Genomic DNA, 25,239 nt, shown 5'->3' on the forward strand with positions numbered 1-25,239 from the left:
CTTACTTCTTCCATTGATGATGCCTCCGGAATTCACCCGGGGTAACCCCTGTATGACGCTTGAACACACGATTAAACGAAGCAACCGTGTAATAGCCGACCAGCGCAGCAATCTCCTGAATCTTCAGGTCCGTCTCCCTCAGCATCTCGGTGGCTTTACGCATACGGACAGAGAGCACATAATCGCTAAAATTGGTCCCTGTCTTTTCCTTGTAATAGGTCGACAGGTAGGAGCCGGTGATACCGATTTTGCCTGCGATCATATCCAGGGACAGATCTTCTCCGTAATGAGCTTCCACATATTCCGTCACGAATTTAGTGATGATGTCCGCTTCAGATTTCTTGGCCTGAATCGCTGCCGCTGACTTCGATAAAAAGCTCTGGAAGAAATCCTTATACTGCTGAAGGGTATAGCAGGATTTGAGAAGATCATACGGCGATCTGCCTCCAGCCAGATTGTTAAATGAAATATTTTGGGCGTACATAATCTTGATGGTCCGGTTCACTACATCCTTGGAGAAATCCTGGAATTGCTGAGCCAAAGCCCCGGCATTCTCCAGTTCCTCAAGCAGTCTGTTCACCAGTGGAATCGTGATCTCGTCACAACCGGATTGCAGGTTGGCAGTCAATTCTTGCTCTTCGGCGGGGGATGGGATCATCAGCGAAGGTTGAGGAGTCCACTCCTCGATAACCTGTATGTCCTCTCCTAATCTGCGTTGCTTGATTAAATCCAGTACGTTCTGATAGGTTTCGGCAAAGTCGGCGGAACGATGACGGATGGGACTCATAGCAATGGTGAAGTTGCAATAAGGAATATCCTTATCCAGCAGTTGGACCAGGCCGTCCAGATCATCCGGCTTCTCCTTGGTGCTCTTATCCTTCACGAATAAAATAGATAAGATTTGGTCCTTCTCCAGTTGGAAGGTCAGCGAGTTGGTATATACGCTGGAGAAATGAGCGCTGATCAACTCCTTGTACATATTGAAAGCCCGCTGAGGGGCATTCGCAATTTCAGCAGCGAACCGCTCCTTGAACTCGATCTGGGACAGAACGAGGCGATAGGGTCCATCCGTATCGATCGGGGCGGGGAGAAGCTCTCCACTTCCATGTATTTTTTTCAACCTCATCATATAAGAGAGCTGTTGCAGCAAATTGTTTTTCGCCTGCAAATCCTGCTGGTACTCATCCTTGGAACGCGACAGGTCGCTTAATGTGTTATGCAGCAAGTTAAATTCGCGAATTCTACTGCTTTTACTTATGGGAACGCTTACGTTATTCAAAGGCTGGATGGACCGAATCATATTGGCCAGCGGATTGTGAAACCGTTTGGAGAACCAATAAGACACGGACAGGCCAATCAGCAGGGAGATGATCAGCAAGGTGCCTATTGTCAGGTTCAGCCGATGAAGCTGCTGGGTCAGCCCTTTGTCTGACACGACCTCGAAGTAGGTATAACCGGTTTCCATACCCGTTTGATAGAAGTAATAATGATCCTTAATTTTGCTGTAGCCTGTACCTTTCTTTTCCAGAGCAGCGGGTGGCAGTACAAATTTATCAGAGGAGAAGATGATTTGCTGATTTCGGTCTACGATAAAGAAGCTGCTATCCGGCTTGGGCTGATGGAACGCGGCATAGATTTTGCTGCCATCCAGCAAGGCAATAAAAGCAAATTCATGATCAAAAGCGCCCTTGACCAGTATGGGCATAAAATTGCCTAGAGGCTCCTGACGGAATGCGGTTGCGGAACTGAATGGAGCGGCAGGGTAGATATGAAAGCTCTCGTCTCCGTTCATCTCCTTGCTCCAGAAATCTGCAGTGTATGTTGAATGTGTATAAAATTTGGAGAACATCGTGTCAGCATTGCGGGTTCCATCCCGCTCGATAATGAAGTCGTCATCCCTGAAGTAATAGATGATATTATCCAGGAACAATTGGGTATTACTCAGGTTGTGCTGCAGTGTCTTCTGGACCCGTATAACCACGTCATAGCGATGCATCGGACTGTCACTTTTGAGAATTTCTGTGTCGCTGTCGAACAGATAGCCCAGCATGAAGCTGCGGACTAGCTTGATATGCTTCTCATAATTAGAAGCCGTCGAGTTTAAGTTCAGACTGCTGTTCAAAATGACTTCCTTCTTAATCGTATTGCTAAAGAAGTTGTAAGCGAGCATATTGATGGACACTAGTAGCACGATAATCACAATAAAACTGCCAAATAACGTGTAGAACAGCGACAATTGATTTTTGGCGGTGCCCCTCATTGACTTTGCCATCCATTTCATTGGGATTATTCCTTTCTCTTGATCGTTATCACCCTAGCCGTGAATTCTAGTATAGTACCATGTTAGGTTTTCTCACAATACTCATCCCTCTGGAAACTTATCCGTTTTCAAGATTTTAAATGAATTTGGTCAATGAACGAAAGATTTGTGAAGAAATGAAAAATATCCTCATGGTCTCTCTGCAAATCTGTTGTTATGATTTCTCTCGAATCATGATAGGGAGGTGATCGAGATGACTTATCGCGTGGCTATCATTGGAGCCGGGAAAATCGCCCACGCTCATCTGGAGGCAATGAGCAAGCTTGCTAAGCTGCAGCCATGTTCTATTGCGGATGTGCAACAGGAGCGTTCAGATGCGCTCGCTTCGGCGAACGGCCTTTCCTCCTACTCTGATTATAAGGAGATGATCCTTCGGGAGAAGCCGGACATCGTCATTGTCACCCTGCCTCATCATTTACATAAGAAGGCAGCGCAGTTTGCTGCGGAGCAGGGATGTCATATTCTTCTGGAGAAGCCCATGGCCCTGAACACGCAGGAATGCGATGATATCATCTCTACTGTCCAAACAAATGATGTCAGGTTAATGGTAGGTCATACCCAGCACTATATCAGTCATAATCTGGAGGCCAGGCGCTGGATTCGAAGCGGACGTCTTGGCAGACTCATTATGATCAACGACAGGCGACATCAGCAGTATGATCTGCCGGGAAGGCCGGATTGGTTCTTTGAGAAGTCCAAGGCCGGTGGAGGAATTTTGATGAATCTGGGCTCTCATACCATCGATAAAATTCAATGGTTAACCGACAGCTGCGTGACCCGGCTAACAGCTAGCGTCGAGTATGAGCAAACACGGGGGGATGTGGAAGGAGGTGGGTGCGCCTTTCTTCATACGTCTGCAGGCATTCCGGCGACCCTGTCATTATCGGGTTATCCGGGAGCGATCGTCGACGAGACAGAATTACTGTTTACTCGCGGAAGCATGATGCTGCGGACTGGCATCGGCTTATGGGTTAGCGAGGGAGCGGATTACCGTGAAGTGCCGGTGGAGGAACAGGTGAACCCTTTTGTAGGTCAATTCGAGGATCTTCTAGGCGCCATAGAAGAGAAGCGGGAGCCGCATTGCTCATTGGAATATTCCCGCAGCGTTGTGGCCGCGGTGGAGGGCCTATACCTCTCACATCAGCAGGGAGCGGAAATTACCGTGAATCAGCGAGGCTGCACCCATGCCAGCTAGTAGTAGTGCTGCGATATCAACCGGTAAGCCGCTGCGCATCGGAATGATCGGGCTGGACAATCCGCGAGTGGTCTCCTTCGCCAAGCTGCTTCATAACAAAGGTGAACCCAATTATATCGGCGGGGCGCGATTGACGGCGGCCTATCCGGGCATTCCTTCACTGGATTTCTCTCTGAGTGCCAACCGGCTGGATGGGTATGTTGAAGAACTGCGAGACCGGCAAAGGGTAACTATGCTGAGTTCACTGGAAGAGGTCGCAGAGAAATGTGATGCCTGGATGCTTGAGGCTGTGGATGGCAGGACACGTGTTGCTTTGTTCGCACAGATGGTTCCTTATGGCAAGCCTATTTTTGTCGACAAGCCCTTTGCCCTGGATTCGTCCACCGCGGAAGAGATGATCAGACTAGCAGCAGTTTATGGAACTCCCTGGATGAGCTGTTCCGCTCTCAGGTATGCGGTGGGGCTGACCTCGGGACTACGATCAGGCAATGGAGAGAGGCTTTGCGGGGCTGATTTTTACGGTCCGATGGGGCTTGAACCTACTCAAGCAGGCTATTTCTGGTATGGCATCCATACCGCAGAGATGTTGTTCCGGGCTCTGGGCCCTGATTGTACGGAGGTTCATGCGGTAAGAACGGCCGAACACGATGTTGTGACCGGAGTATGGCGAGACGGAAGAATAGGAGCTATTCGCGGCAACCGAACGGGCAATGAGGCATTTGGAGGGGTATTGCATTGGACGTCATTTTCGCAGCCGTTTGAGGTCAAGGATGAGACGGATAAGCCTTACCTGGCCAGCTTGCTGGAGGCGGTGGTCTCCTTTCTGGCAACGGGCCAATCTCCCATCGATCTCGAGGAGACACTGGCGATTATGCGCTTTTTGGAGGCGGCAAACCTCAGTCTTGCCCAGAAAACCACCATTAAGCTGCGCAGGCCTATTCTTTAAATGGATGGATTTGGATCACAACACTTCCAAGACGAGAGGAAAAGGAACGAATACCCATGACAAATTCTACAGAACACATAAGAACACAGGAGCGGGAGCGGCTGCGAGCAATGGTGAAGGCCATGTGCTGCATCGGTTATCCCGGCTTGCAGCCAGGACAAGAGACGAGCCGGCGACTGGGTGAGGGTGGATATGGTGCGCTCGGGTTATTCCCTCACAACATCCTGTCTGAACAGCAGCTTCAGGGGGCTTGTACTGAGTTGAGGCCGAGCGGGCAGGCATCTGACCGTGATGTCCCGTTATTATCCATTGATGAGGAGGGGGGCTCGCTATCCAATCTGCTGGCGTTCTATCCCTCGTTGCCTGGTAATCGGGCGATCGGGCTGGGAGAGGACCCGGAGCTGGCTTACGACAGTGGCTGGCTGATTGGCAGCCAGTTGCATCGGCTCGGAATCCCGATGGATTGGGCCCCCGTCCTTGATGTAAATTCTAATCCGTTGAATCCGGTGATCGGGGTTCGCTCCTTCGGCGAAGACCCTCAGCTCGTGGCCGATTACGGCAAAGCCTTTATCCGGGGGATGCGCCGAGCAGGCATCTTGACGACGGCCAAGCATTTCCCCGGACACGGCGATGTGGACGCGGATTCGCACAAGCAATTGCCTTCCAGCCAGGCCACGCTGGATGACCTGCTCGCCGAAGCGCTAGTCCCCTTCATTGCAGCGATCAGCGAAGAGATTGATGCCATCATGGTTGCCCATGTGGCCTATCCTAACATTGCCGAATCGGATGGTCTGCCGGCTTCCTTGTCTCCCTTTCTAGTCAATGGCATTTTGCGGGAGCGCCTGGGTTATAACGGGGTGATCTGCACAGACGATATTGAAATGCATGCGATTCAGAACTTGTATTCCCCTGAAGAGGCTGGCGTTCTGGCCGTACTGGCAGGGAATGATCAAATCCTGATGTGCCACACCCCGGAATATCAGGAGCGTGTTGTTGAAGGCATCGTCACGGCGATTGAAGCCGGACGTTTGTCGGAAGAGCGAATCGATGCTTCGCTGGAGCGCCTTGGCCGTCTTCACGACAAGAGCCGCGAGCTGGCAGCCGCCGCTGATCCCATCCCCTACGAAGCATGGGGAGAGATGGCGCGAAGCATTGCTGAACGCTCGATCCGGGTCGAACGCGACCCTCGCCATTTGCTGAAGCTAAGATCAGAATTGCGATACTTGCTCGTGCTGCCGGTCCAGGAGCGGCTTACGCAAGCGGATAGTACGGGTGGGAGGGCGATCACCCTTGCGGACCTGCTAGATCCCTGCTTGCCTCAACTGGAGACCGTCAACATTGATTTGCAGCCTACTCCTGAAGACATAGCCCAGGTGGCAGCCAAGCTGCAGCAGGTGGATGTGGTGCTGCTAGGCACCATTAATGCTCACAGGTTCACCAGTCAGTTAGAACTGGCGTTGCTTTGTGCACGGGAGCGAGACACGGTCTTTCTGGTCCTGCGCAATCCTTATGATCAGGACGTACTGCCCGAGCAAGGTTCAGTCGTCCTGCTGTGCAGCACCTCAGATGTGACCATGGAGGCGTTCGTGAACCTGTATACGGAATAAGGCACATTTATGTAAGACTGGAGGATGAACCATGGGGTTGTTTCGTCTAAGATGGCACAGAAGCAAGTATCTGCTCCTGCTGTTTTTACCGGCACTTGTGTATTACGTTCTATTCAAATACGTGCCCATGTTCGGAATTTTGATCTCATTTAAGGACTACAATCCCTTTCAGGGGGTATGGCAGAGCGAATGGGTAGGGTTGAAGCACTATGCTCTGTTTTTTAACAGTCCGGATTCTTTCAAGCTGATCAAGAATACGATTTTGCTGGGCGTCTACAAGCTTGTTTTCAGCTTTCCCGCACCTGTCATTTTGGCCTTGCTCTTAAATGAGGTTCGTGTGGGAATGGTCAAGAAGCTGGCGCAGACCATCAGCTACTTGCCTCACTTTATTTCCAACGTGGTGGTTGTCAGCATGATGTTCTTGTTCCTGTCTCCGACAGGCGGCATTGTCAACCAGGTGATTGAATGGCTAGGCTACGCCTCGGTCAATTTTATGCAAGACGAGAATTACTTCCGTTCGCTCTATATTATCTCTGAGATCTGGCAGCATGTGGGCTGGGATACTATTATTTATCTGGCGGCGCTGAGTGCCATTGATCCGCAACTGTATGAGGCGTCTACGGTAGACGGTGCCAATCGCTGGCATCAACTGTTGCATGTCACCTTGCCAGGCATCGCCCCGGCCATCGTCACTTTACTGATTCTCAATGTCGGCCATGTGCTGGATATCGGCTTTGAAAAGGTCCTGTTGATGCAGAATCCTTCCATCTATTCAACAGCCGATGTGCTTAGCACCTATGTATTCCGTACAGGGATACAGGCGATGAACTATAGCTACGGTACCGCGATTGATCTGTTCACCAGTGTCATTAATCTCATGTTCATCTTTACAGCGAACTGGATCAGCCGCAAAACGAGCGGGACGAGCCTGTGGTGAGGAAAGGAGAGGACTTAGGATGAAGCTCAAATTCAGCGCTTTTGATATTTTGCTATACCTCATCTTATGCGCCATTACGCTCTCGGCACTGTATCCCTTTATTTATATGATTGCCGTTTCATTGAGTGGAACGGTGCCTGTTTTGAAGGGGGAGGTATTTCTATGGCCCAAGCAATTTAATCTCAACACGTATGCCGCAGTATTTGATAATCCTGCGATAGGTCGGGCTTACCTCAATACGATCCTGTACACCGTGCTGGGGACGACCATTTCCTTGCTGATTACCGCTGCGGGAGCCTATTCGCTCTCCAAGCCTGAAATGCTATTCCGCAAAACCTTTATGGTGATGGTTGTCATTACGTTGTTCTTCAGCGGCGGCATGATTCCTACCTTCCTGGTTGTTCGCAGCTATGATCTGCTCGATACGATCTGGGCGATGGTGCTGCCGGGTGCCATCAGTACCTGGAACCTTATCGTTATGCGTACTTTCTTCTCGGCCATGCCGCAGGAGGTGGAGGAGTCAGGGAAGATCGACGGCCTGACCGAAATCGGCATTTTCTTCAGGCTGGTCCTACCGTTATCCAAGGCTATTTTGGCGACAATTGGACTCTTCTACGGCGTTGCAATCTGGAATAATTTTTTCTCTGCACTGCTTTATTTGCGTGATGCCGACTTATTCCCGTTGCAAGTTATCGTTCGTAATATGGTGCTGCAGGGTGCAGGCGGCGCTAACGGTGCTTCCAATGTGGGAGGCGACAGTCTGATCGTGGATGAATCGCTGAAATATGCTACGATCATCGTGACCACCGTCCCTATTCTCCTGGTCTACCCGTTTCTTCAGAAGCATTTTGCTAAAGGAGCGCTTATCGGGTCAGTCAAAGGATAACATACAAGGGAAAAATCTATCGTTCACAGAAAGTGAGGGACAACAATGCAGAAGAAGTCAAGATTGGTGTTATCCGTTATGTTGGGGGTGAGTCTGTTGCTGGGAGCGTGCTCGAACAACAGCTCGGGAACAACTTCCACCGCTCCTATCGAACAGGGGACGGGTGCCTCGAACGTATCACAGGGACTGGAGCAGCACACATTTACGTTTCTGAACTACAGCAATCCAAGCTGGCCTTATGATCAGAACTGGAAGGTGTGGCAGTACATTAAGGAAGCCACCGGTGTCACTCTGGATGTCCAGCTGCCGGCAGGTAATTTGCTGGAGGATTCCTTAAGTCTGACCATTGCCTCCGGGGATATGCCCGATTTGATGTGGACGCAGTCCAAGGCTATTGCCGACAAATTCGGACAGCAAGGCGCGCTTGTGAACATTCTGGATCATGTTGACGAAATGCCTAATTTCAAAGCATGGATGGAGAAATATCCTACAGAAACCCAGAACGTTCTCTCCGCTGACGGGAAGATGTATGTGTTCCCAAATGAAGGCCTGGGCGAATCGAACCGACGTACCTGGATGTACCGCGAGGATGTGTTCAAGGAGCTTAATTTGAACCCTCCAGCTACATGGGATGAGCTCTATGAGACGCTGAAGAAGTTGAAGTCTGCTTATCCGGACAGCTATCCTCTGACTTTCCGCAGCGGTCTGCGCTATTTCTATGATTTTGGAGCAGGCTTCAATGTACCTGCTCCGGTCGAAGTAACCAAGGCAAGCATCTATCTAGATACCGCGACGAGCGAGTGGAAGTACGCACCGATTCAGCAAGAGTATAAGGACCTGCTTACCTACTTCAACAAGTTCTACCAGGAGGGACTGATCCCTAAAGATTTCCTGACCATTGATACTAAGATGTGGCAGGATATCGTATCCACGAATCGCGCATTCATCACCCTTGATTATATGGGACGCATCGATTTCTACAACACTGCACTTCGTCCGGATAATCCGGAGTTCTCGATGCAATTTATGGCGCCTCCGGCCGGTCCGGGAGGAGTGCAGCGTAATGCCTACACAGCAACGATGGAGGAAGGATTTATGATCTCTTCCAAGACTCCGAAGATTAAGGAAATCGTCAAATTTATTGACTTCTTCTACTCGGAAGAAGGACGCAAGCTTGCCAGTTGGGGAGTAGAAGGCGAGACCTATAACGGGAATGCCTTTATTGAGAAGTATGCGGATATCACTGATTTGCGCAAGAAGACGGGCTTGTCTACGGACGGTACGTACACTTGGTTCGATTTTGACGCCCATATTGCGGTTTCCTCCCCGGAATATAAAGCAGCTTATGAACAATCGCCTAAATATGATGGCGAAAAGCAGGCATTGCTGGCCTTTACCTCGGAGGAGCAGCAAATTCTCAATACCCAGGGAGATTCGCTGAATAGCCATCGAGACGAGAATTTCGCCAAATTTATTATGGGAAGTCGCAGCTTTGACGATTGGGACAAATTCGTGGAAGAGCAAAGGAAGCTGGGATATGAGCAGATTCTGGATATTTATAAGAAAGCAGATGAACGTGCAAAGGCCGCTGTGAAATAAAAACAAGCTTACCGTGCAGTAGAGGTTCGTCGAATACAGCAAGTCCTGTTCATGGATCAGCAGGGCTTGCTTATTTCCACATCGAAGAGGGAGGAAGGAACACATGGTTATGAACAGATTGAACCGGCAAATAGCGGCAGTCATCGCCGCGCTCCTGTTCGTTATGAGCGTTCAAGCCTCTATATTTGCGAATGGCGCAGAAGCCGCAAATACACCTGTAGCTGTACCGTATACCTTGCCGTTAAACGATATGGATTCAGCGAGCAACTCGACCGGCGATACGATTGGTACAGCCGGCGTTGCCCTGGTTGCCAATTCAGACCCGGCTTATATCAAGGAAGGCACAGGCTCCAAGAAGTGGCTTCTGGCCATTAATCCAGATGCAACTAATCCTGATGCTTACATGGCAGGAGCGGCTCTCATCTATACGAAGCTGGCACCAAACGTTGATCTTAACGGTTACAGTAAGCTTAAATTCTGGGCATATAATGTGAAGGCCCGTACCGGCGATCAGGCGGACAAGCCGATTCAGCTCCGGTTCTTCATGAAGGGAGATAGCGAATACTATTATTACCGGCTCCCGCTGGACTGGACCGGGTGGCAAGAGATTGAAATTCCCTTGGATGTAGTGAAGACGCAGAAGAGTTCGGCGAGCGTCAAGGCGTGGGGAGCGCTGGACTACGTCCGCTTTGATCAGGCGGGGGTTGGAGGTACTACGCTAGACCCCGAGTTAATGATGTATCTGGATGGTATCCGGCTAACCGGAGACGGTGAACTGTATCCGGTCACCGCGGACAAGTCCTCCGGTGAATACGTCAATCAAGTCACGGTCACTCTGTCGAGCCAGACGAAGCCTTCTTCCCTGGCGAAGATCTATTACCAAAGAGAGGGGATCGATACCAGCTATCAGCTCTACACAGGGCCTATCGTGTTGAACTCGGATACTATCCTGACTACGAAGGTCTCACTTCAAGATGTGGATAGCGCGGAATCGACATTCTACTATACTTTTGTTTACCGTGATGTAGTGAAGAATGTCACCGCTAGTCCGGCTGCCGGGACTTATGCCGAACCCAAACAAGTTACGTTAAGCTCGGCTACGGTTGGCGCGGCAGTCTATTATCAAGTCGAAGGAGTAGATACGGCTTATCGGCTCTATACGGAGCCGATAACTGTAGGCAGTTCGCAGACGATTCTGACCAGGGCAGAACTGGACGGGAAAAGTAGTGAAGAGATCAGGCACACTTACCATATAGACCACTCCGGAGGTTCCAGTATATCTGTCAGCGACACGGAGACCTTCAGTGGGTGGACCAATACAAGGGCAGTGCCGGAACCTGCTGTGCTGGGAAGCTTTGCCGGCCAGTGGCAGGACCCGACCTTGCCCATTGATATTACGGATATTACGGGAGCCCTCTGGACAGGCAATGACCAGATTGAATTCTGGCTGTATTCCGAGACGGCCTCGGGCAAGAAAATCTACTTTATCATGAGCGCGCCGGATGACAGTATTCCAGGTAATGAATATTTTATGAGCTCGTTTTTCGTAGATTGGCAGGGTTGGAAGAAGATTGAACTGCCATTTCATCAATTTTTGAATTCTAACGGAAGTGCTGATTTGGAGAATATTCAGAAGTTGATTATCCATCCCCGTTGGTATAATTCAGATCCTGCCCCTCATCCAGACGATAAGCTATACTTCGACGGTCTGGCATTAACCAAGAATTCCATCGAGCCGTCCATCCGTTCGATTGATAAGAAGGTAGTCTCGGACAGCGTGGTTCAATATCCCTTCTCTTTCAAAAATATAGGCGTTTCAGACACCGGTTATGAACTTACGCTAAGCACGGCATTCGGACCGGGTTACGAGGTGAGCCTTCCGACTGTAACGCCTGTGGTTGCGGTGGGAGCCGAGACTGAGGTTACCGTCCAGGTGACGGTACCTGCATCTGCCGAGACCGGCGAGATGCGGCGGGGAGTGCTGAATATCCGTCCGCTGCAAGGAGGCAAGGCAACGACCATTGAGTTAAATCTAACAGTAGGAGTGCCACGAATGATAATGAAGCAGCATCCCTATGTCATGGTCTCTCGGGAGCAGCTAAATGAGGCCAGAGCCAAGATAGCTAACTATGATTGGGCTAACGATTATGTAGATGCCATTCGTCTTAAGGCAGATGAATGGGTGAATAGAACGATGCACTATCCAGCCAAGCCAGCCGGCGAAAGTACGTTGTACGTATGCGGAGACACACCGCTAGTATTCAACTATGACAAGCCACATGAGCATCTATGCCCGGTAGACGGGGAGTGGCATACCGGCGATGATCTGGACGCAGGGTGGAGGTTCACTGCCCATACGGTGAATATTGAAGCTGCCCGTAATCTCTCGCTGGTCTACGCTCTAACTGGTGAAGAGAAGTATGCGGAGAAGGCCAAGGAAATTCTGTTGAAGTATGCAGCCTTATACCCGAGCTATCCGCTACAGCCGCTAAATGGCAAGATTTATTATCAATCACTGGATGAAGCCGTGCAGATCATCTCTCTTGTACACGCCTATGACCTGATCGAGCCTAGTGGTTTACTCAGCGATGCTGAGAAATATGACATAGAGCAGAATTTATTGCTGGCCTCTGCCAAGACCTTGCAAATCTATGATACCGGAAAATCCAATTGGCAGACCTGGCATAACGCAGCGATAGGCTCGATTGGAGCGCTGTTGGAGGATGAGGACTTAATTGAATTCTCTGTGAATGGGCGCAGCGGGTTTAACTTCCAGATGAACCATAGCGTACTGACCGATGGATTCTGGTACGAGGGAGCGATTGGCTACCATTTCTATGCCCAATCTGCCCTGTATCATCATGCACAAGCTCTGCAAGGCACGGAATACGACTTGTTTGCTAGTCCGAACTTCAAGAAGATGTATGATGTTACGCTTCAATATGCCTTTCCCGACCTGGGGATTATTAACGGCAACGATTCGGGGAAATATCCGACCAGCCTGGCAGCGCCGGGCCGAGTGGTACCGATGGATTATGAAGCTGTATTTGCTCATTATGCCGACCCATCGTATGGGGCATTGCTCCATAAGCTGTATACAGATAACCAAAGGGTGCGGGGCGGCTTTGTGGTACCGGGTAACACCTCTTCCGGAATCGCGGGCGAACAGGCCGTGTTTTATGGAAATCCGATCATCCCGGGGGATGCCTCTCTGCCTTCGAGCAGTATGAACTTTACGGGGATAGGTCATTCGGTGCTGCGCGCTGGCGAGGGTGATGATCAGCTATATGTTCTGATGGATTACGGGTTGCATGGAGGTTATCACGGCCATCCCGACAAGCTGCATCTGGAGATCTTCGGCAAGGGAGAGCGCTTGGCGCCCGACCTTGGCATTCCCCCTTACAGTAATTCGATGTATGAATCTTATTATAAAAAATCTTTTGCTCACAATACGGTTCTGATTGATGGGGACACTCAACAAATTCCTAGTGAGAACAATGTTGAGATCTATGAGCCTACCAAGCTATTCTTGCAATCTGCTCCGATTCAGCTCATGACGAACACTTCAACCAAGGCCTATACCGGGTTAGAGCGGTATGAGCGAACGGTGGCGGTTACGCAGGACTACCTGATTGATCTGTTCTGTGTGGATTCGCAGACAGAACGTCAGTATGACTGGATCTTGCACGGAATGGGTGCATTTATACCCGGAACCGAGATGGAGCCCTATGAAGGGCCGCTTGGGACCAAGGACGCCTATTCCTTCTTCCGCAATGGCAACGTGCAACAGGTATCCGGTGCTTGGGAAGGAGCATGGGCCACGCCTGCGGGCAACGGCTTGAAGCTGTTTAGTCTGACTAGTTCCCCTACGGAGACTTCACAAATGATTGTCGGAGAGGCGCCAGGGCCGGGTAACTTCACGGACGTCTATACACCAACGCTCATCCATCGTGTACAAGCGCAAAATGTACAGTTCGTCAGTGTGCTTGAGCCACACCGTGGCTCCAGTCAGATTCAAGCTGTACGCAAGACGGAGGCAGACCAGATTGAAGTGAAGCTTCTGAATGGGCAGACTCAGGTCTTCTATTATAAAAAAGAGGCAGAGACTGCTGGAAGTCTGCAATATTACTTCACCGATGGTCAGAGCTATACCGCAGAGGATATTCAGCTTGCGGTCGATTTTGAGAACGGTGAGCTCACGATTAACGTTGTGCAACCTGAAGGGTTGGATAGCATAAGCGCCGTGGTATATGCTCCTGCTGCGACCACGATTAAATGGAACGGAGTAGAGGTAGATTACACAGAGGATAACGGCTTTGTGATGGTTAGCTTGACCCTATAAATTTTTGGTGGGATAAATCAATAAATGTAAAAAAAATATGAATGGCACAGGACTATTCCTGTGCCATTCATATGTGCTTCAGCACACTATTATGTTAGCGGTTACATCATTGTGATTCTATGATCCATGAATCGCAAACAAAGTAAACACGATATAAAAAACGGCATAGAAGATCCCCAGTCCGATAATGATACCAAATACATTGCCCTTATACTTGCTGCTCCCAGGTTCCCACATACTTATTCAACTCCTTCATTCGTCGTTGATTAAATGTGAACAATTTGTGTCTTACTTAATTATTGAACATTTTGTGACTAAAATCAAACATTTTTTTGAACTTTTAAAATTTGGGCAGCAAATTACTCGATCAATCCGGGAGGCTGCTTCTTTTTTGTGGGCAATAGAATACCCACCGTTCTTTCTTGCGTTATGTTGATGTTATGTATTTGTTTAAAAATAACTAATTGTGTTCTTTTCAAAGTTCAAAAAAGTGCTATGATAAACGAAAAAAATGTCGAAAAAAATCTGATGTAAGCATTTCTGACACATTCTATTAAATGGAGCGCTTACATTGATGGAGTGGGGGAGTTTTATGATGAGACGCTTTTTTGGCCGTTCTTTAAAGCATAAGCTTTCACTGATGGTAATGGTATCGACCGTGCTGCCGTTGCTATGCTTTGGCTTTTTTTCTTATTATATTGCCACGGAAATTTCGGAGGATAAAGCGAAGCAAGCCGGCATGAACACATTGCGGCAAATTCGCACCCAACTGGAATTCATGACCAAGGACATAGAGAATATGTCGATCTTTTTGATCGGGGATAATGACATTCAGGATTATCTTGGGGGGACAAGGAGCGATTCCTTGCTGCAGTCTTCTATTTATGGCTTTCTGATGAATTTGGCTTATACCAAAGAGTACATCGCCAATATTGAAATTCGCTCTTACAACGAAAAGCCTACTATTGCCCAGACCACCGTTTTTAGCAGCGGTTATCCGATCCAGACCAGCAAGTCATCCCCGATGGAAGGGAAAGTTTGGACTTCGCTGTATGAGGACATCACGGCTACGGGGACGAAGCGAGTCATTTCCCTAATGCGTCCGATTCAGCAAATCGGCACCTACCAGTACATTGGAGAGATGACAATTAGTCTTGATGAAAAGGTTGTGGCCGGATTATTAAGAAAATCTGATCTGGAGGGAAACGGATATATCTTACTCCTGGACAGGGATCAGAAGATTATTTCTAGCACGGATTCTGCAAACCTCCAGTTGCCCATTGCCAGCGTTTTACCTGACTTTCCTAGCAGGATGGCAGAGGAAGGGGCGTTTAACAGCGGCGGAAAGGACAACACAGTGCTTTACTATAAGGTTCCTTCGATGGACTGGACACTAGTGGGGGTTATACCGTTTAAGGAATACAGCGCCCAGAACCGCTATGTACTCTCCTTAACCGGTTTTGCAGTTATGATTGCTATCGTGTTGTCCTTCGTTTTTCTGTTGCTGCTGATATCAAGAGTAACCAAGCCTCTCTCTTCTTTAGTTAAATATTTGAACCTAGCCAATCCTGAAAAGCCGATTCCCTTGCTGCCGGTAGTAACGATGGACGAGGTGGGGCAGTTGATGCGCAGCTACAACAGATTAACCGAACGGATAAGAAATTTGACCGATCAGGTAAAACACAACGAAGCGTTGAAGAAGGAAGCCGATTTATTGGCTTTACAGGCGCAGATCAATCCTCATTTCCTATACAATACCCTGTCGTCGATTAATTGGCTTGCTTTGCTGAATAAAGAGTATCAAATTGCAAAAATGGTAGGCTCGCTTAGTGAATTTCTCCGATTCAGCTTGAATGGTGGGGGCGAATTCTGTACGGTGCGCCAAGAGATTGAGCATGCCCAAAGCTATGTCAACATTCAGTCGATCCGATATCCTGCTTGCTTTGATTTTCAGATTCGTGTGGATCCGGTATTGATGGACCAACCGATGCTGAAGCTGCTGCTACAACCGTTAATTGAAAACGCTATTTTGCATGGTGTTCTGAAAAAAGAAGGGAAAGGAAATATTGGGGTCCAGGTGGAGAAGTCAGAAATGGGAACCTGCTTTACAGTATCCGACGACGGCGCCGGGATCGAGAAGAGCAAGCTGGCAGAATTAAGTGAACTGATCTCAGAAGCTGACGAAGAACGGGAAATTGTGCTTAAGCAGGGAAGCTACGGATTGCGAAACGTTCATCAGCGACTGATTTTACATTATGGTCCTGGCTACGGGCTTAAATTGGACAGCGACCTTAGCCGGGGAACAAAGGTATCCTTTGTGATCCCTGACCAAAAGGAGGAACAGCAATGAAGGTACTTATCGTGGACGACGAAATGATTATTCGTGAGGGCATCAGCAAGGTGATCGATTGGGGGAAGGAGGGCTTTGAAATGCTGAAGCCGGCCGAATCCGCGGAGGAAGCGATGGAGCGCATTCCCGTTGAGCGTCCGGATATCCTCTTTACCGACATACGGATGAATGGAAAAAGCGGCTTGGAGTTGGCGAAGGAAACCAAGGTTGCCTATCCTGACTTACAGGTGGTCATTTTGTCTGGCTACGATGAGTTTCAATATGCCCAGCAGGCGCTTAGGGACGGAGTAAGTGATTACCTGCTGAAGACGTGCCAGCCGGATGAAATTCTGCGTGCGGCTCATCGAATGCGGCAGGTGATTCTGGATCAACAAAATCGCTTGGGGGGGCCGCGTTTGTTGGAGAAGCTGCTGCTTACCAAGCAGGAGCTCAGTACGAAGGAGCAGGAGTCCTTGTTAAAATGTTACCCTGCCCTGAAAGAGAGCGTAGATGGAAAATATCCTTTGCAGGTACTAATTGTGGCTGTCGACGATGCTCCTGACGTTAGCCAATCACAAATTTACGATCAGCTAGAGCAAGCTCTCGGAAATGTCATTGTTGAGGACGGTCACCAATGGATATGTGTGGTGCGAGCTTTACACGCAGCGGAGCGTCCGGGAAGCAGACTTGTCGAGCTGGAGAGAAAGCTGAGAATCCGTTTGATCTCCGGCTCAGGTGGTGCGGCAGTTGCTTTGAACAGCTTAAACCGTTCATGGAGTGAAGCCGTTGCTGCTCTGGAGTTCCATTGGATATTAAAGGGGGAGCGCCATATTGCTTTTGAGCAAATTGCAAACCGAAAGGGCATCAGGACACTTTGCAGCCAAGAGGAAGAAGTACAGCTGATAGGGATGCTGAAAAGCGGAAACCCGCAGGAAGCCAAGCAATGGGCAGCCGAGCTGTTGGAGCTTCTTCGCAGGGATCCACAGCTTACTCCGGCTTCGCTGCAAACCTTCCTGCAATCTATAGTTATTGCCGGTTACCGCTGGTTGGAGAGAGTAGCAGACTCCCTGGGGAAGTCCGGGCAAGTCAGCACAACCAAGGAGCAGTCGGAAGCAGCAAGCCGCCCTTTCTCGGAGGAGGCTTTTGCTGAACAATTGATACGGATGATGGAAATGTACAATTTGCTCTCTTCCGGAAAAACCTCTCATGTTCAAAAAGTAATTGAGTACGTGCGGGAAAATTTGGACAGCCATCTTTCCCTTGGTGAAGTATCCCGCCATGTTCATATTCATCCCACTTATTTGAGTGAGATGTTTAAACGGGAGACTGGAGAAAACTTCAGCGAATTCGTGGTTCGAAAGAGAATGGAGGAGGCCATGACTATTCTGCGGGAGACCCCGGCAAAGATTGGAGAGGTTGCCAACCTGGTCGGCTACAGTGACCTGAAGCATTTCAAAAAGCTGTTCAGGAAGCATACCGGACAAACGCCGTCAGGTTTTCGGGGGCAAAGCTGAAAGATACCCCCCCTTAACCTTGACGTTCGCCCCTTATCTGGTTTTCTGGCCCATCTTACAATAATCATGTAACCACTTTCAAAGGGAGGGCAAGAAATGAGAAAAACAATGTCTATTTGTCTGGCCGTAGTGATGGTTGTGTTATTAGCTGCTTGTGGAGGGAAGAACGCGGAGAGCGGTTCCCAGGACACCCCGGTATCGAATGGCGGGACTCAGCAGGTCTCCCTGTCGATCTGGCACAATTTCTCCGGTGATGATCAACGGGCCAAAACGATGAGAAGCTTGATTGATCAATATGCTGCGGAGCATCCTGAAGTAACACTGGACGTTCAGGCTATTCCGTCTGACGGCTACAAGCAAAGATTGAAGACGGTAGCCGCAGCGGGCGAATTGCCAGATGTATTTCTGACGAATCCAGGCAGTATGATTGCCGAGTTCTACAACGGCGGACTTATTCAGCCAATTGACGATTTGTTTGCTGCTCATCAGACGGAGTGGACAGACAACTTCCTTCCTGGAGCATTTGACGCTCTTACGTTTGAGGACGAGGTTTATGCCGCACCGGTCAACCTGTCTCCTTCCTCCATTCTCTATTACAATACGGAGCTGTTTGCAAAGTATAACGTCAAGGTTCCTGAGACGTGGGACGAATTGATGACGGCAATTCAAACCTTCAAAGACAATAACATTATTCCGTTTGCACTAGGCAACAAAGCGAATTGGGTGGCCAACTCCACGATCATCTCCACCTTGGGAGATCGAGTGACTGGCTCGGAATGGTTCCTGAGTGCAGTGAATAAGGAGGGAGCTTCCTTTACCGATCCTGAATTCGTTCAGGCCCTGACCTATTTCAAACAGCTTGTAGATGCGGGTGCATTCCAGGATGGAGCGAATTCCATTGATAATGCCCAGGCCGAGCAGCTATTTTCTCAGGAGCAGGCAGCAATGACCATGGGCGGTAACTGGACGCTGACAAATCTTGCTTCCACCGCCTCCGAATCCTTTTTAAATAAAGTCGACGTTACCGTCTTTCCTTCCGTCCCGGACGGCAAAGGTGAAGCCAAATCATTATCTGCTTCGACAGGCACCGGCTTTGCTTTGAACAAAAAAGTGGAGGGCACAGCACGCGATGCCGCTTTGGAATTGATTTACACAATTAGCGGACCAGAGGCCCAAAAGGCCATCGCTGAAAGCAATATTCTAGTCAACTATAAGGTGGAAATGGATGCTGCAAAGTCAACGCCATTATTCATGAAGGCTTATGATTTGGTCTCTGGGGTAGCATTCACTCCTGTGTATGACGCTTATATGTCTTCGGCGGCTACAGAAGCGCTGAACAACGGGCTGCAGGAATTGATGATGGGCGGCGATCCGTCTGCGATAGCTCAAAGCGTGCAGGATGCCCAAAAGTATTGAAAACGGTGATAGGGTCTGAATCTATAGCTTGTCAATAAACTCTTTTGAATGAACAACTCTGTCTGAGGGGGATTTCCTTGATATCTACTATGCACTTCAAACGCTTTGTGACGTTGGCTCTCCTCCCCTCCCTGATTCTTTACGCTTTCTTTGTAGTGATCCCTGTATTTTGGTCGATGTACTATGGCTTCTTTGATTGGAAGGGGATTGGTTCACTCAGCTACATTGGCCTGGAAAATTACCTTGAGGCAATAAGTGACCCTGTGTTTTGGAGAGCGCTTAGAAACAACTTGATCATTGTTGCTGCCTCCATCCTCGGTCAAGTACCTATTGCACTGGTGTTGGCGCTGCTCTTGCGAAAGAGCAGCATGCTGCACCGCTTCATCCGCAGTGCGGTATTTATGCCCATGGTGCTCTCCACCGTAGTTGTTGGCTTAATCTGGGGCTATATTTATCATCCGCAGTTTGGCTTGGTCAATACGGTACTGGAAAATATCGGGCTGGGCTCCTGGACACGCCCTTGGCTGTCAGATCCGTCCGTGAATATGCTTGCGGTGTCCGTTCCGATTATATGGAATTTTATTGGTCCCTACCTCATCATGTTTATCGCTGCAATTCAGAACATCCCGTCAGAAGTTGAGGATGCCTGCAAAATTGATGGTACTAAGCCATATCAGAAATTATTCTACGTCACTCTTCCGATGATTCGCGGCACGGTTAACGTGGTGATTGTCATGTGCATTGCGGGCAGCTTAAAAGCCTTCGATCAGGTGTTCATCATGACTGGCGGCGGGCCGGCGCAATCCACGGAATTGCTGGCCACCTATATGTACAACAACACCTTTAACGTATACCGATATGGTTACGGCTCAGCGGTATCTACTGCAATTGTACTGATTAGCGGCGGATTAATCGCTGTCAGCCAACTGTTGTTCAGAAACAAGGACGCATAGAAAGGGGGAGGGGCATGCAGAATTCCATGACGCTGAGATCCAAGCGCGGTCTGCCTGGAACGGGCCGAAATGAGGGGAAATCATTCCTGTCAAAAGGCGGGGAGTATCTCGTAAATCTGCTGATGGTCGGCTATGCACTGGTTACCCTATATCCGCTTTACTGGTTGTTTATCAGCGCGTTCAAGACAAATCAGGAGTTCTACGATCATCCGTTTGCGCTACCGCAGGCGATTAAATTTGATAATTTCATCCGCGCCTGGGAGCTCTCCGGAATGGGGAGAGCTACAATTAACTCAATCATTGTAACCGTGTCGGCAATTGTGCTGACCTTGTTCTTGGGGGCATTGACAGCCTTCGTCTTGTCTCGGTTTACCTTTCGGTTTAGAGGGGCTGTCAGTGGATTATTTGTAGTCGGTATGCTGATTCCAATTCATAGCACACTCGTTCCTTTGTTTATCATGATGAAAAATGTGGGAATTCTTAACACTTACTGGGCACTAATTTTGCCTTATACCTGCTTTGAGCTTCCAATTGCCATTTTTGTTGTTTCAGCATATATGTCCACCATTCCCAAGGAGATTGAAGAGGCTGCCATCATGGACGGTGTCGGTTATTGGGGGATTTTTACCCGCATGATGCTGCCTCTTGCGCTTCCGGCTTTATCAACAGTAGCGATTCTCGGGTTTTTACGCTATTGGAACGACTTTGCTTTTGCGTTGGTGTTCATCAATAAGCAGTCGCTGAAGACCATCCCTTTGGGCTTATCCATCTTCTCCGACGGATTTGGTACGGACTATGCCTTGACAATGGCGGCTATGGCTCTATCTGTATTGCCGACGATCGTGGTATATCTGATTTTTCAGGAACAAATCATGAAGGGCGTTGTCGCTGGTGCTGTTAAAGGTTAAGCTTAGCCGCCGCTGATTAGGAAAGCGGGAGGTGGAGCATGAATTAAAGGAGGAAGCATGAAACAGCTAATCTTTTACGATCCGCAATTTCCTTATCCCGGAGAACGGCCGCAGCCAGAGGCTGTGAGCCAATTGTCCAGGCAGCTGAAGCTGATAGATACAAGCGAATTGAAAGCAGCCTTAGAAGACGATCAATTATCCTGCCTTGTCTATCTTCATGGTCCTTATTTTCCAAAAGACGCCTGGCCTGCGCTGCTTGCTTTTCTGCGCAGGGGAGGCGGCCTGGTGGGCTTGGGCGGGGCTCCCTTCAAGATTCCGGTTGAGAAGCAGGATGGAGTATGGACCGAGCTAGGAGAGATGACAGCCTACCATCAGCAGCTGCTGATTCATGAGGCACTTGCTGTAGACCCGGCTCCGATAGAACGGCTGCAGGCATGTGAAGAGATCCCGTTGTTTGCGGGCAAAGAACGATTGTTCAAGATATCGCCTACCTATGGACTGGTGCTACATGTGTCCAAGAGTCGGGATATTCCGGCTGAGAGCGGCTCCAATGGTCCTATGGACGCGCGGATTTATCCGTTGCTGAAAGGAATTTCTGCCACAAGTCGTGAGGTTGCTGCTCCCGCTATTTTGCTGGAGCATACAAACGGAGAGTTTGCTGGCGGCCGCTGGATATGGATCAATCAACAAGTAGACAGCGGCTTCTGGACGGAGGAGGGCTTGGCGGCACTGGATGAATGGGCAGACTTTTGTGCGGCGGGCGTAACCGAAATGTGGTTGAAACCGACCTATGCATCCTATCGTCAAGGTGAACGCCCCGGGCTGCGGCTGCAGCTGCAGCGGATACGAAAAAAAGAATGGGAAGACCTCGATGGAGCGATCGAGTGGCAATTCCACATCGTTGTAAGGCGAGAGGGCGAGCAAGAGGCTATCTGGTCTACAGAGCTAGGGCTAGAGGCAACTCCTGACCTTTCTTTTGAATTTGTTCAGGCTCCGTTTGAGGTAGAGCCTGGTTTATATCAGATAAAGGCAGAAGCGGTTTCCTCTTTGGGGGAACGGCGCATTCTACGCCAAGGATTTTGGGGCTGGGATGCCAAGCTGCTGCGAGAAGGCGCTCCGCTAACTAAGGGAAGAGATTACTTCCAGAAAAATGGAGAGCCATTTCCGGTGGTCGGGATGACATACATGACCTCTGATATTTCGCGCAAATTTGTCTTCCTACCGAATCCTGATGTTTGGCATCGGGATATGGCAGTAATGAAGCGCGCGGGCATTAACTGGATCCGCACGGGACTATGGACAGCCTGGCGCAATGTGATGTTTGCAGATGGACATGTCTCCGAAGAAGTGCTTCGCGCCATTGATGCGTTTATTCTAACTGCCAAGCATTGGGAGCTGGAGGTGACGTTTACCTTTTTTGCTTTTACACCGGAGGCTTGGGAGGGAGAAAATCCTTACCTTGATCCCCGCAGCATTGAAGCGCAAAAGCGTTTTGTGCTAAGCATTGCTTCCAGACATCGTGAGACTACGAATATCAATTGGGATTTTATTAACGAGCCCTCCATGTTTGATCCTAGCCGGATTTTTACCGGGCCGCGCCGGATCGGCGACCGGTTTGAGCGTGCCGCCTTCGTAGAGTGGCTGGAGCATCGCCATGAGCAGATCGGGGCGCTGCAGGATCGCTGGAACATGACGCCGGATGAGCTTTCGGACTTTTCCAGAGCTGAATTGCCGGAGCCGGAGGAAATCAGCTTTGACATCGAAAATATGAGGCTGCCGCGCAAGAACAATCGCTGGATCGATTTTACATTGTTTACGATGGAGATGCATAATCGCTGGATTTCAGAAATGAAGCAAGCATTGGCCAGAACGGTCCCAGGCCATTTGGTCACAGTTGGCCAGGATGAAGCACTTGGCCGGGGGCCCCGTCCATCGCCATTTTTCTATGCGGCAGAGACGGATTACACCACAGTGCATACTTGGTGGCTGAACGATCAACTTGTTTGGGACAGCGTATTTTCCAAAGCTCCGGATCGTCCGCTGCTTGTTCAGGAGACGGGTATCATGTATCTGGAGATGCCGGACAACCGGGCGAAGCGAAGCGAGAGCGAGCTGAGGAATATCCTGGAGCGCAAATATGCCTACTCATTTGCAACCGGTGGAGCAGGGGCCGTTCAGTGGCTCTGGAATACTAATTACTTCATGAACAATGTGAATGAATCCAATATCGGTGCCTTGCGTGCGGACGGGACAGAGAAGCCGGAGGCTGACGTCTCTTATGACTTCGGAGATTTTATGAAGGAGATTTCCGAACTATTCGAGGACAGAGAACTGGAAGATATTGCAGTCATCTTTCCGTATAGCAATGACTTCTCCAACCGCCGCTTTGCTTGCGAAGCGACGGCCAAGACAGCCAGGGTGCTGGGCTATGAATTGAAGGTTCCATTCCGGGGACTTGGGGAGTATCAACTGGATGCTCTGGAGGCTTTTCCTCCCAAGCTGATTATCGTACCTAGCCCGCACAATTTCAGTGATGAAGCCTTGAATCGGCTGATCAGCCATACCAGCCTGCATGGGGGCGTGCTGCTCTTTACGGGGCCACTGGGGCTGGATGCCTACTGGAAGCCCACGAATCGACTGACTCAAGTGACGGGTCCTCGCAGGCTGACCAATGTTCGACGGGAAGAGGAATTGCTTATTCAAGGGCGGACCTACCCTATTTCATTTGGACAAAAGAGGATCGGTGAAGTATCAGCGGAGGTTGTCTCCGGCTGGGAGGGAATGTCGGCTGAAGCAAATGTCTTCAAGCTTGGTCAGGGACAGCTGGTCTGGTGTCCGTTGCCGATTGAGCTAGGAGAACGCTCTGAAGGAGTTGCGGCATTGTATGCCGAGGCTATGACCTTGGCAGGAGTAAAGGGCAAGCTGCGCTGGCTGGAGGGCGGGAACTTGCCGGGAGTGTATGGATCGTTGCAGCGCTTTGCCAAGGGGTTTCTGTTTGTGTTCGTTTCTGAATACGGGCGTGATGCCACTATTAAAGTAGAGAATCCGGCAAACGGAGCAAGCTATCGCTTCAAGCTCGAGCAGGAGCGTTCGGTGCTGTTTGCCACGGATGAAAAGGGGAGCATCACAGCTTCCTACCGCAACGTGCTGGTAGAGAACCTGATTTGAAGAAGGGGAGAGACCTATGTATGAGGGCTGGATTACACCTCAACCGATCATTGATTTGGATATCGTGGAACGCAATATAGCGGCGATGGCCAAGCGGCTGAAAGAACACGGCATTAGCCATCGTCCGCATATCAAGTCTTCAAAGTCTGTTTTGCTGGCCCGCAAGCAGCTTGCAGCAGGTGCGACAGGCATCACGGCCTCCAAGCTCTCCGAGGCGGAGGTGTTTGTAGATGCCGGCATCAGCAATATTCTGATTGCCTACTCTATTATTGGAGAAGTGAACTTGAAGCGATTTGCCCAGCTTCATGGGCGTGCCGAGCTTCTGACGACCGTTGATAGTCTAAGCGGTGCTGAGGGCCTGGCTCGTGTTGGGCTGGAGAGTGGAAAGCCGGTGCGCGTCCTGGTGGAGGTGGACGGAGGACTGCACCGCGGCGGACGCCAGCCCGGGGAAGATGCGGCATCGTTTGCCAAGACGGTGCATGCGATGGAGGGTCTCGAAGTTAAGGGAGTTATGAACTATGCAGGAACGATTTACAAAAATACCACCCGTCAGGGATTTAGTGACGCGGTAACCGCTGAAGCAGCCTTGCTTAAAGAGACGGTTACGCGTATGAAGGCCTACGATGTACCGGTCGACATCGTCAGCAGTGGCTCGACCCCGTCAGCTCTATTTTGTGATCTGCTTCAGGGCGTTACGGAAGTGCGCGCCGGGAATTATATCTTCTTCGACGCCAGCGGTGTTGGCATGGGACTCGCTGCTGAGTCCGATTGTGCATTGCGGGTGTTAGCTACGGTGATCAGCGTACCGTTGCCAGGGTTAGCTACGATGGATGCAGGCACCAAGACGTTGACGAGTGACAAGGCGCATGGGCGCTCCGGCTATGGCATTGTGGTGGGCAGACCGGGAATTGAAATTTCTGGTCTCAATGAGGAGCATGGCTTCCTAGCATTTGATCCGGCAAAGGAGCATCTTGCTGTCGGTGACAGAATTGAGATTATCCCGAACCATTCCTGTGTGATTCCCAATCTTTGCAATGAGATTCAGGGGGTAAGGAAAGGGGAGGCCGCTGAAGTCATTTCTATTGATGCCAGAGGCTGCAGCTACTAAACAGACCAGAC

Annotated in this window: 15 protein-coding genes; 14 read left to right on the forward strand and 1 reads right to left on the reverse strand. The window is 49.8% G+C overall.

The annotated features are described in order from the left end of the window. Nucleotide 1 precedes the first annotated feature (1 nt). The gene (locus tag KQJ23_RS04940) at nt 2-2,281 is read right to left on the reverse strand and encodes a helix-turn-helix domain-containing protein (protein ID WP_216477571.1); all 2,280 of its coding nucleotides are present in this window, start codon (nt 2,279-2,281) and stop codon (nt 2-4) included. Between the two features lie 232 nt (nt 2,282-2,513). Between KQJ23_RS04940 and KQJ23_RS04945 the strand changes: the two genes are divergently transcribed. The 14 genes from KQJ23_RS04945 (at nt 2,514) to KQJ23_RS05010 (ending at nt 25,228) form a co-directional block, all read left to right on the forward strand. Then, nucleotides 2,514-3,515, forward strand: coding sequence for a Gfo/Idh/MocA family protein (locus KQJ23_RS04945; RefSeq protein ID WP_216477572.1), 1,002 nt, complete (start codon nt 2,514-2,516; stop codon nt 3,513-3,515). Next, the gene (locus KQJ23_RS04950) at nt 3,505-4,461 is read left to right on the forward strand and encodes a Gfo/Idh/MocA family oxidoreductase (protein ID WP_216477573.1); all 957 of its coding nucleotides are present in this window, start codon (nt 3,505-3,507) and stop codon (nt 4,459-4,461) included. Before KQJ23_RS04945 ends, KQJ23_RS04950 begins: the two co-directional genes overlap by 11 nt. A gap of 56 nt (nt 4,462-4,517) precedes the next feature. After that, nucleotides 4,518-6,068: a glycoside hydrolase family 3 protein gene (locus KQJ23_RS04955; protein WP_216477574.1), complete on the forward strand. Its 1,551-nt coding sequence runs from the start codon at nt 4,518-4,520 to the stop codon at nt 6,066-6,068. Between the two features lie 31 nt (nt 6,069-6,099). After that, entirely contained in the window at nt 6,100-7,005 is a 906-nt protein-coding gene (locus KQJ23_RS04960) for an ABC transporter permease (RefSeq protein ID WP_216477575.1), read from the forward strand. 19 nt (nt 7,006-7,024) lie between these two features. Continuing rightward, complete coding sequence (locus KQJ23_RS04965) at nt 7,025-7,891, forward strand: carbohydrate ABC transporter permease (RefSeq protein WP_216477576.1); 867 nt, start codon at nt 7,025-7,027, stop codon at nt 7,889-7,891. A gap of 45 nt (nt 7,892-7,936) precedes the next feature. Then, nucleotides 7,937-9,490, forward strand: coding sequence for an extracellular solute-binding protein (locus KQJ23_RS04970; RefSeq protein ID WP_216477577.1), 1,554 nt, complete (start codon nt 7,937-7,939; stop codon nt 9,488-9,490). 103 nt (nt 9,491-9,593) lie between these two features. After that, a complete protein-coding gene (locus KQJ23_RS04975; RefSeq protein WP_216477578.1) occupies nt 9,594-13,832 on the forward strand; it encodes a heparinase II/III domain-containing protein in 4,239 nt (1,412 codons plus the stop codon). 595 nt (nt 13,833-14,427) lie between these two features. Next, a complete protein-coding gene (locus KQJ23_RS04980; RefSeq protein WP_216477579.1) occupies nt 14,428-16,182 on the forward strand; it encodes a sensor histidine kinase in 1,755 nt (584 codons plus the stop codon). Further along, entirely contained in the window at nt 16,179-17,675 is a 1,497-nt protein-coding gene (locus KQJ23_RS04985) for a response regulator (RefSeq protein WP_216477580.1), read from the forward strand. Before KQJ23_RS04980 ends, KQJ23_RS04985 begins: the two co-directional genes overlap by 4 nt. 96 nt (nt 17,676-17,771) lie before the next feature. Then, on the forward strand, nt 17,772-19,091 hold the full coding sequence (locus KQJ23_RS04990) for an extracellular solute-binding protein (RefSeq protein WP_216477581.1): 1,320 nt from the start codon (nt 17,772-17,774) through the stop codon (nt 19,089-19,091). Nucleotides 19,092-19,168: 77 nt separating this feature from the next. Continuing rightward, a complete protein-coding gene (locus KQJ23_RS04995) occupies nt 19,169-20,044 on the forward strand; it encodes a carbohydrate ABC transporter permease (protein WP_430522277.1) in 876 nt (291 codons plus the stop codon). Nucleotides 20,045-20,058: 14 nt separating this feature from the next. Continuing rightward, on the forward strand, nt 20,059-20,952 hold the full coding sequence (locus KQJ23_RS05000; RefSeq protein ID WP_216477583.1) for a carbohydrate ABC transporter permease: 894 nt from the start codon (nt 20,059-20,061) through the stop codon (nt 20,950-20,952). Between the two features lie 57 nt (nt 20,953-21,009). After that, complete coding sequence (locus tag KQJ23_RS05005; protein WP_216477584.1) at nt 21,010-24,120, forward strand: beta-galactosidase; 3,111 nt, start codon at nt 21,010-21,012, stop codon at nt 24,118-24,120. 16 nt (nt 24,121-24,136) lie between these two features. Further along, entirely contained in the window at nt 24,137-25,228 is a 1,092-nt protein-coding gene (locus tag KQJ23_RS05010) for an alanine racemase (protein ID WP_216477585.1), read from the forward strand. Nucleotides 25,229-25,239 lie beyond the last annotated feature (11 nt).

This window comes from Paenibacillus brevis (genome assembly GCF_018919145.1).
In the GTDB taxonomy this organism is placed as follows: domain Bacteria; phylum Bacillota; class Bacilli; order Paenibacillales; family Paenibacillaceae; genus Fontibacillus; species Fontibacillus brevis.

What these genes read in the sequence shown, in the direction of transcription:
- KQJ23_RS04940 (WP_216477571.1), bottom strand. Translation starts at nt 2,281, where the DNA reads ATGAAATGGATGGCAAAGTCAATGAGGGGCACCGCCAAAAATCAATTG.
- KQJ23_RS04945 (WP_216477572.1), top strand. Translation starts at nt 2,514, where the DNA reads ATGACTTATCGCGTGGCTATCATTGGAGCCGGGAAAATCGCCCACGCT.
- KQJ23_RS04950 (WP_216477573.1), top strand. Translation starts at nt 3,505, where the DNA reads ATGCCAGCTAGTAGTAGTGCTGCGATATCAACCGGTAAGCCGCTGCGC.
- KQJ23_RS04955 (WP_216477574.1), top strand. Translation starts at nt 4,518, where the DNA reads ATGACAAATTCTACAGAACACATAAGAACACAGGAGCGGGAGCGGCTG.
- KQJ23_RS04960 (WP_216477575.1), top strand. Translation starts at nt 6,100, where the DNA reads ATGGGGTTGTTTCGTCTAAGATGGCACAGAAGCAAGTATCTGCTCCTG.
- KQJ23_RS04965 (WP_216477576.1), top strand. Translation starts at nt 7,025, where the DNA reads ATGAAGCTCAAATTCAGCGCTTTTGATATTTTGCTATACCTCATCTTA.
- KQJ23_RS04970 (WP_216477577.1), top strand. Translation starts at nt 7,937, where the DNA reads ATGCAGAAGAAGTCAAGATTGGTGTTATCCGTTATGTTGGGGGTGAGT.
- KQJ23_RS04975 (WP_216477578.1), top strand. Translation starts at nt 9,594, where the DNA reads ATGGTTATGAACAGATTGAACCGGCAAATAGCGGCAGTCATCGCCGCG.
- KQJ23_RS04980 (WP_216477579.1), top strand. Translation starts at nt 14,428, where the DNA reads ATGAGACGCTTTTTTGGCCGTTCTTTAAAGCATAAGCTTTCACTGATG.
- KQJ23_RS04985 (WP_216477580.1), top strand. Translation starts at nt 16,179, where the DNA reads ATGAAGGTACTTATCGTGGACGACGAAATGATTATTCGTGAGGGCATC.
- KQJ23_RS04990 (WP_216477581.1), top strand. Translation starts at nt 17,772, where the DNA reads ATGAGAAAAACAATGTCTATTTGTCTGGCCGTAGTGATGGTTGTGTTA.
- KQJ23_RS05000 (WP_216477583.1), top strand. Translation starts at nt 20,059, where the DNA reads ATGCAGAATTCCATGACGCTGAGATCCAAGCGCGGTCTGCCTGGAACG.
- KQJ23_RS05005 (WP_216477584.1), top strand. Translation starts at nt 21,010, where the DNA reads ATGAAACAGCTAATCTTTTACGATCCGCAATTTCCTTATCCCGGAGAA.
- KQJ23_RS05010 (WP_216477585.1), top strand. Translation starts at nt 24,137, where the DNA reads ATGTATGAGGGCTGGATTACACCTCAACCGATCATTGATTTGGATATC.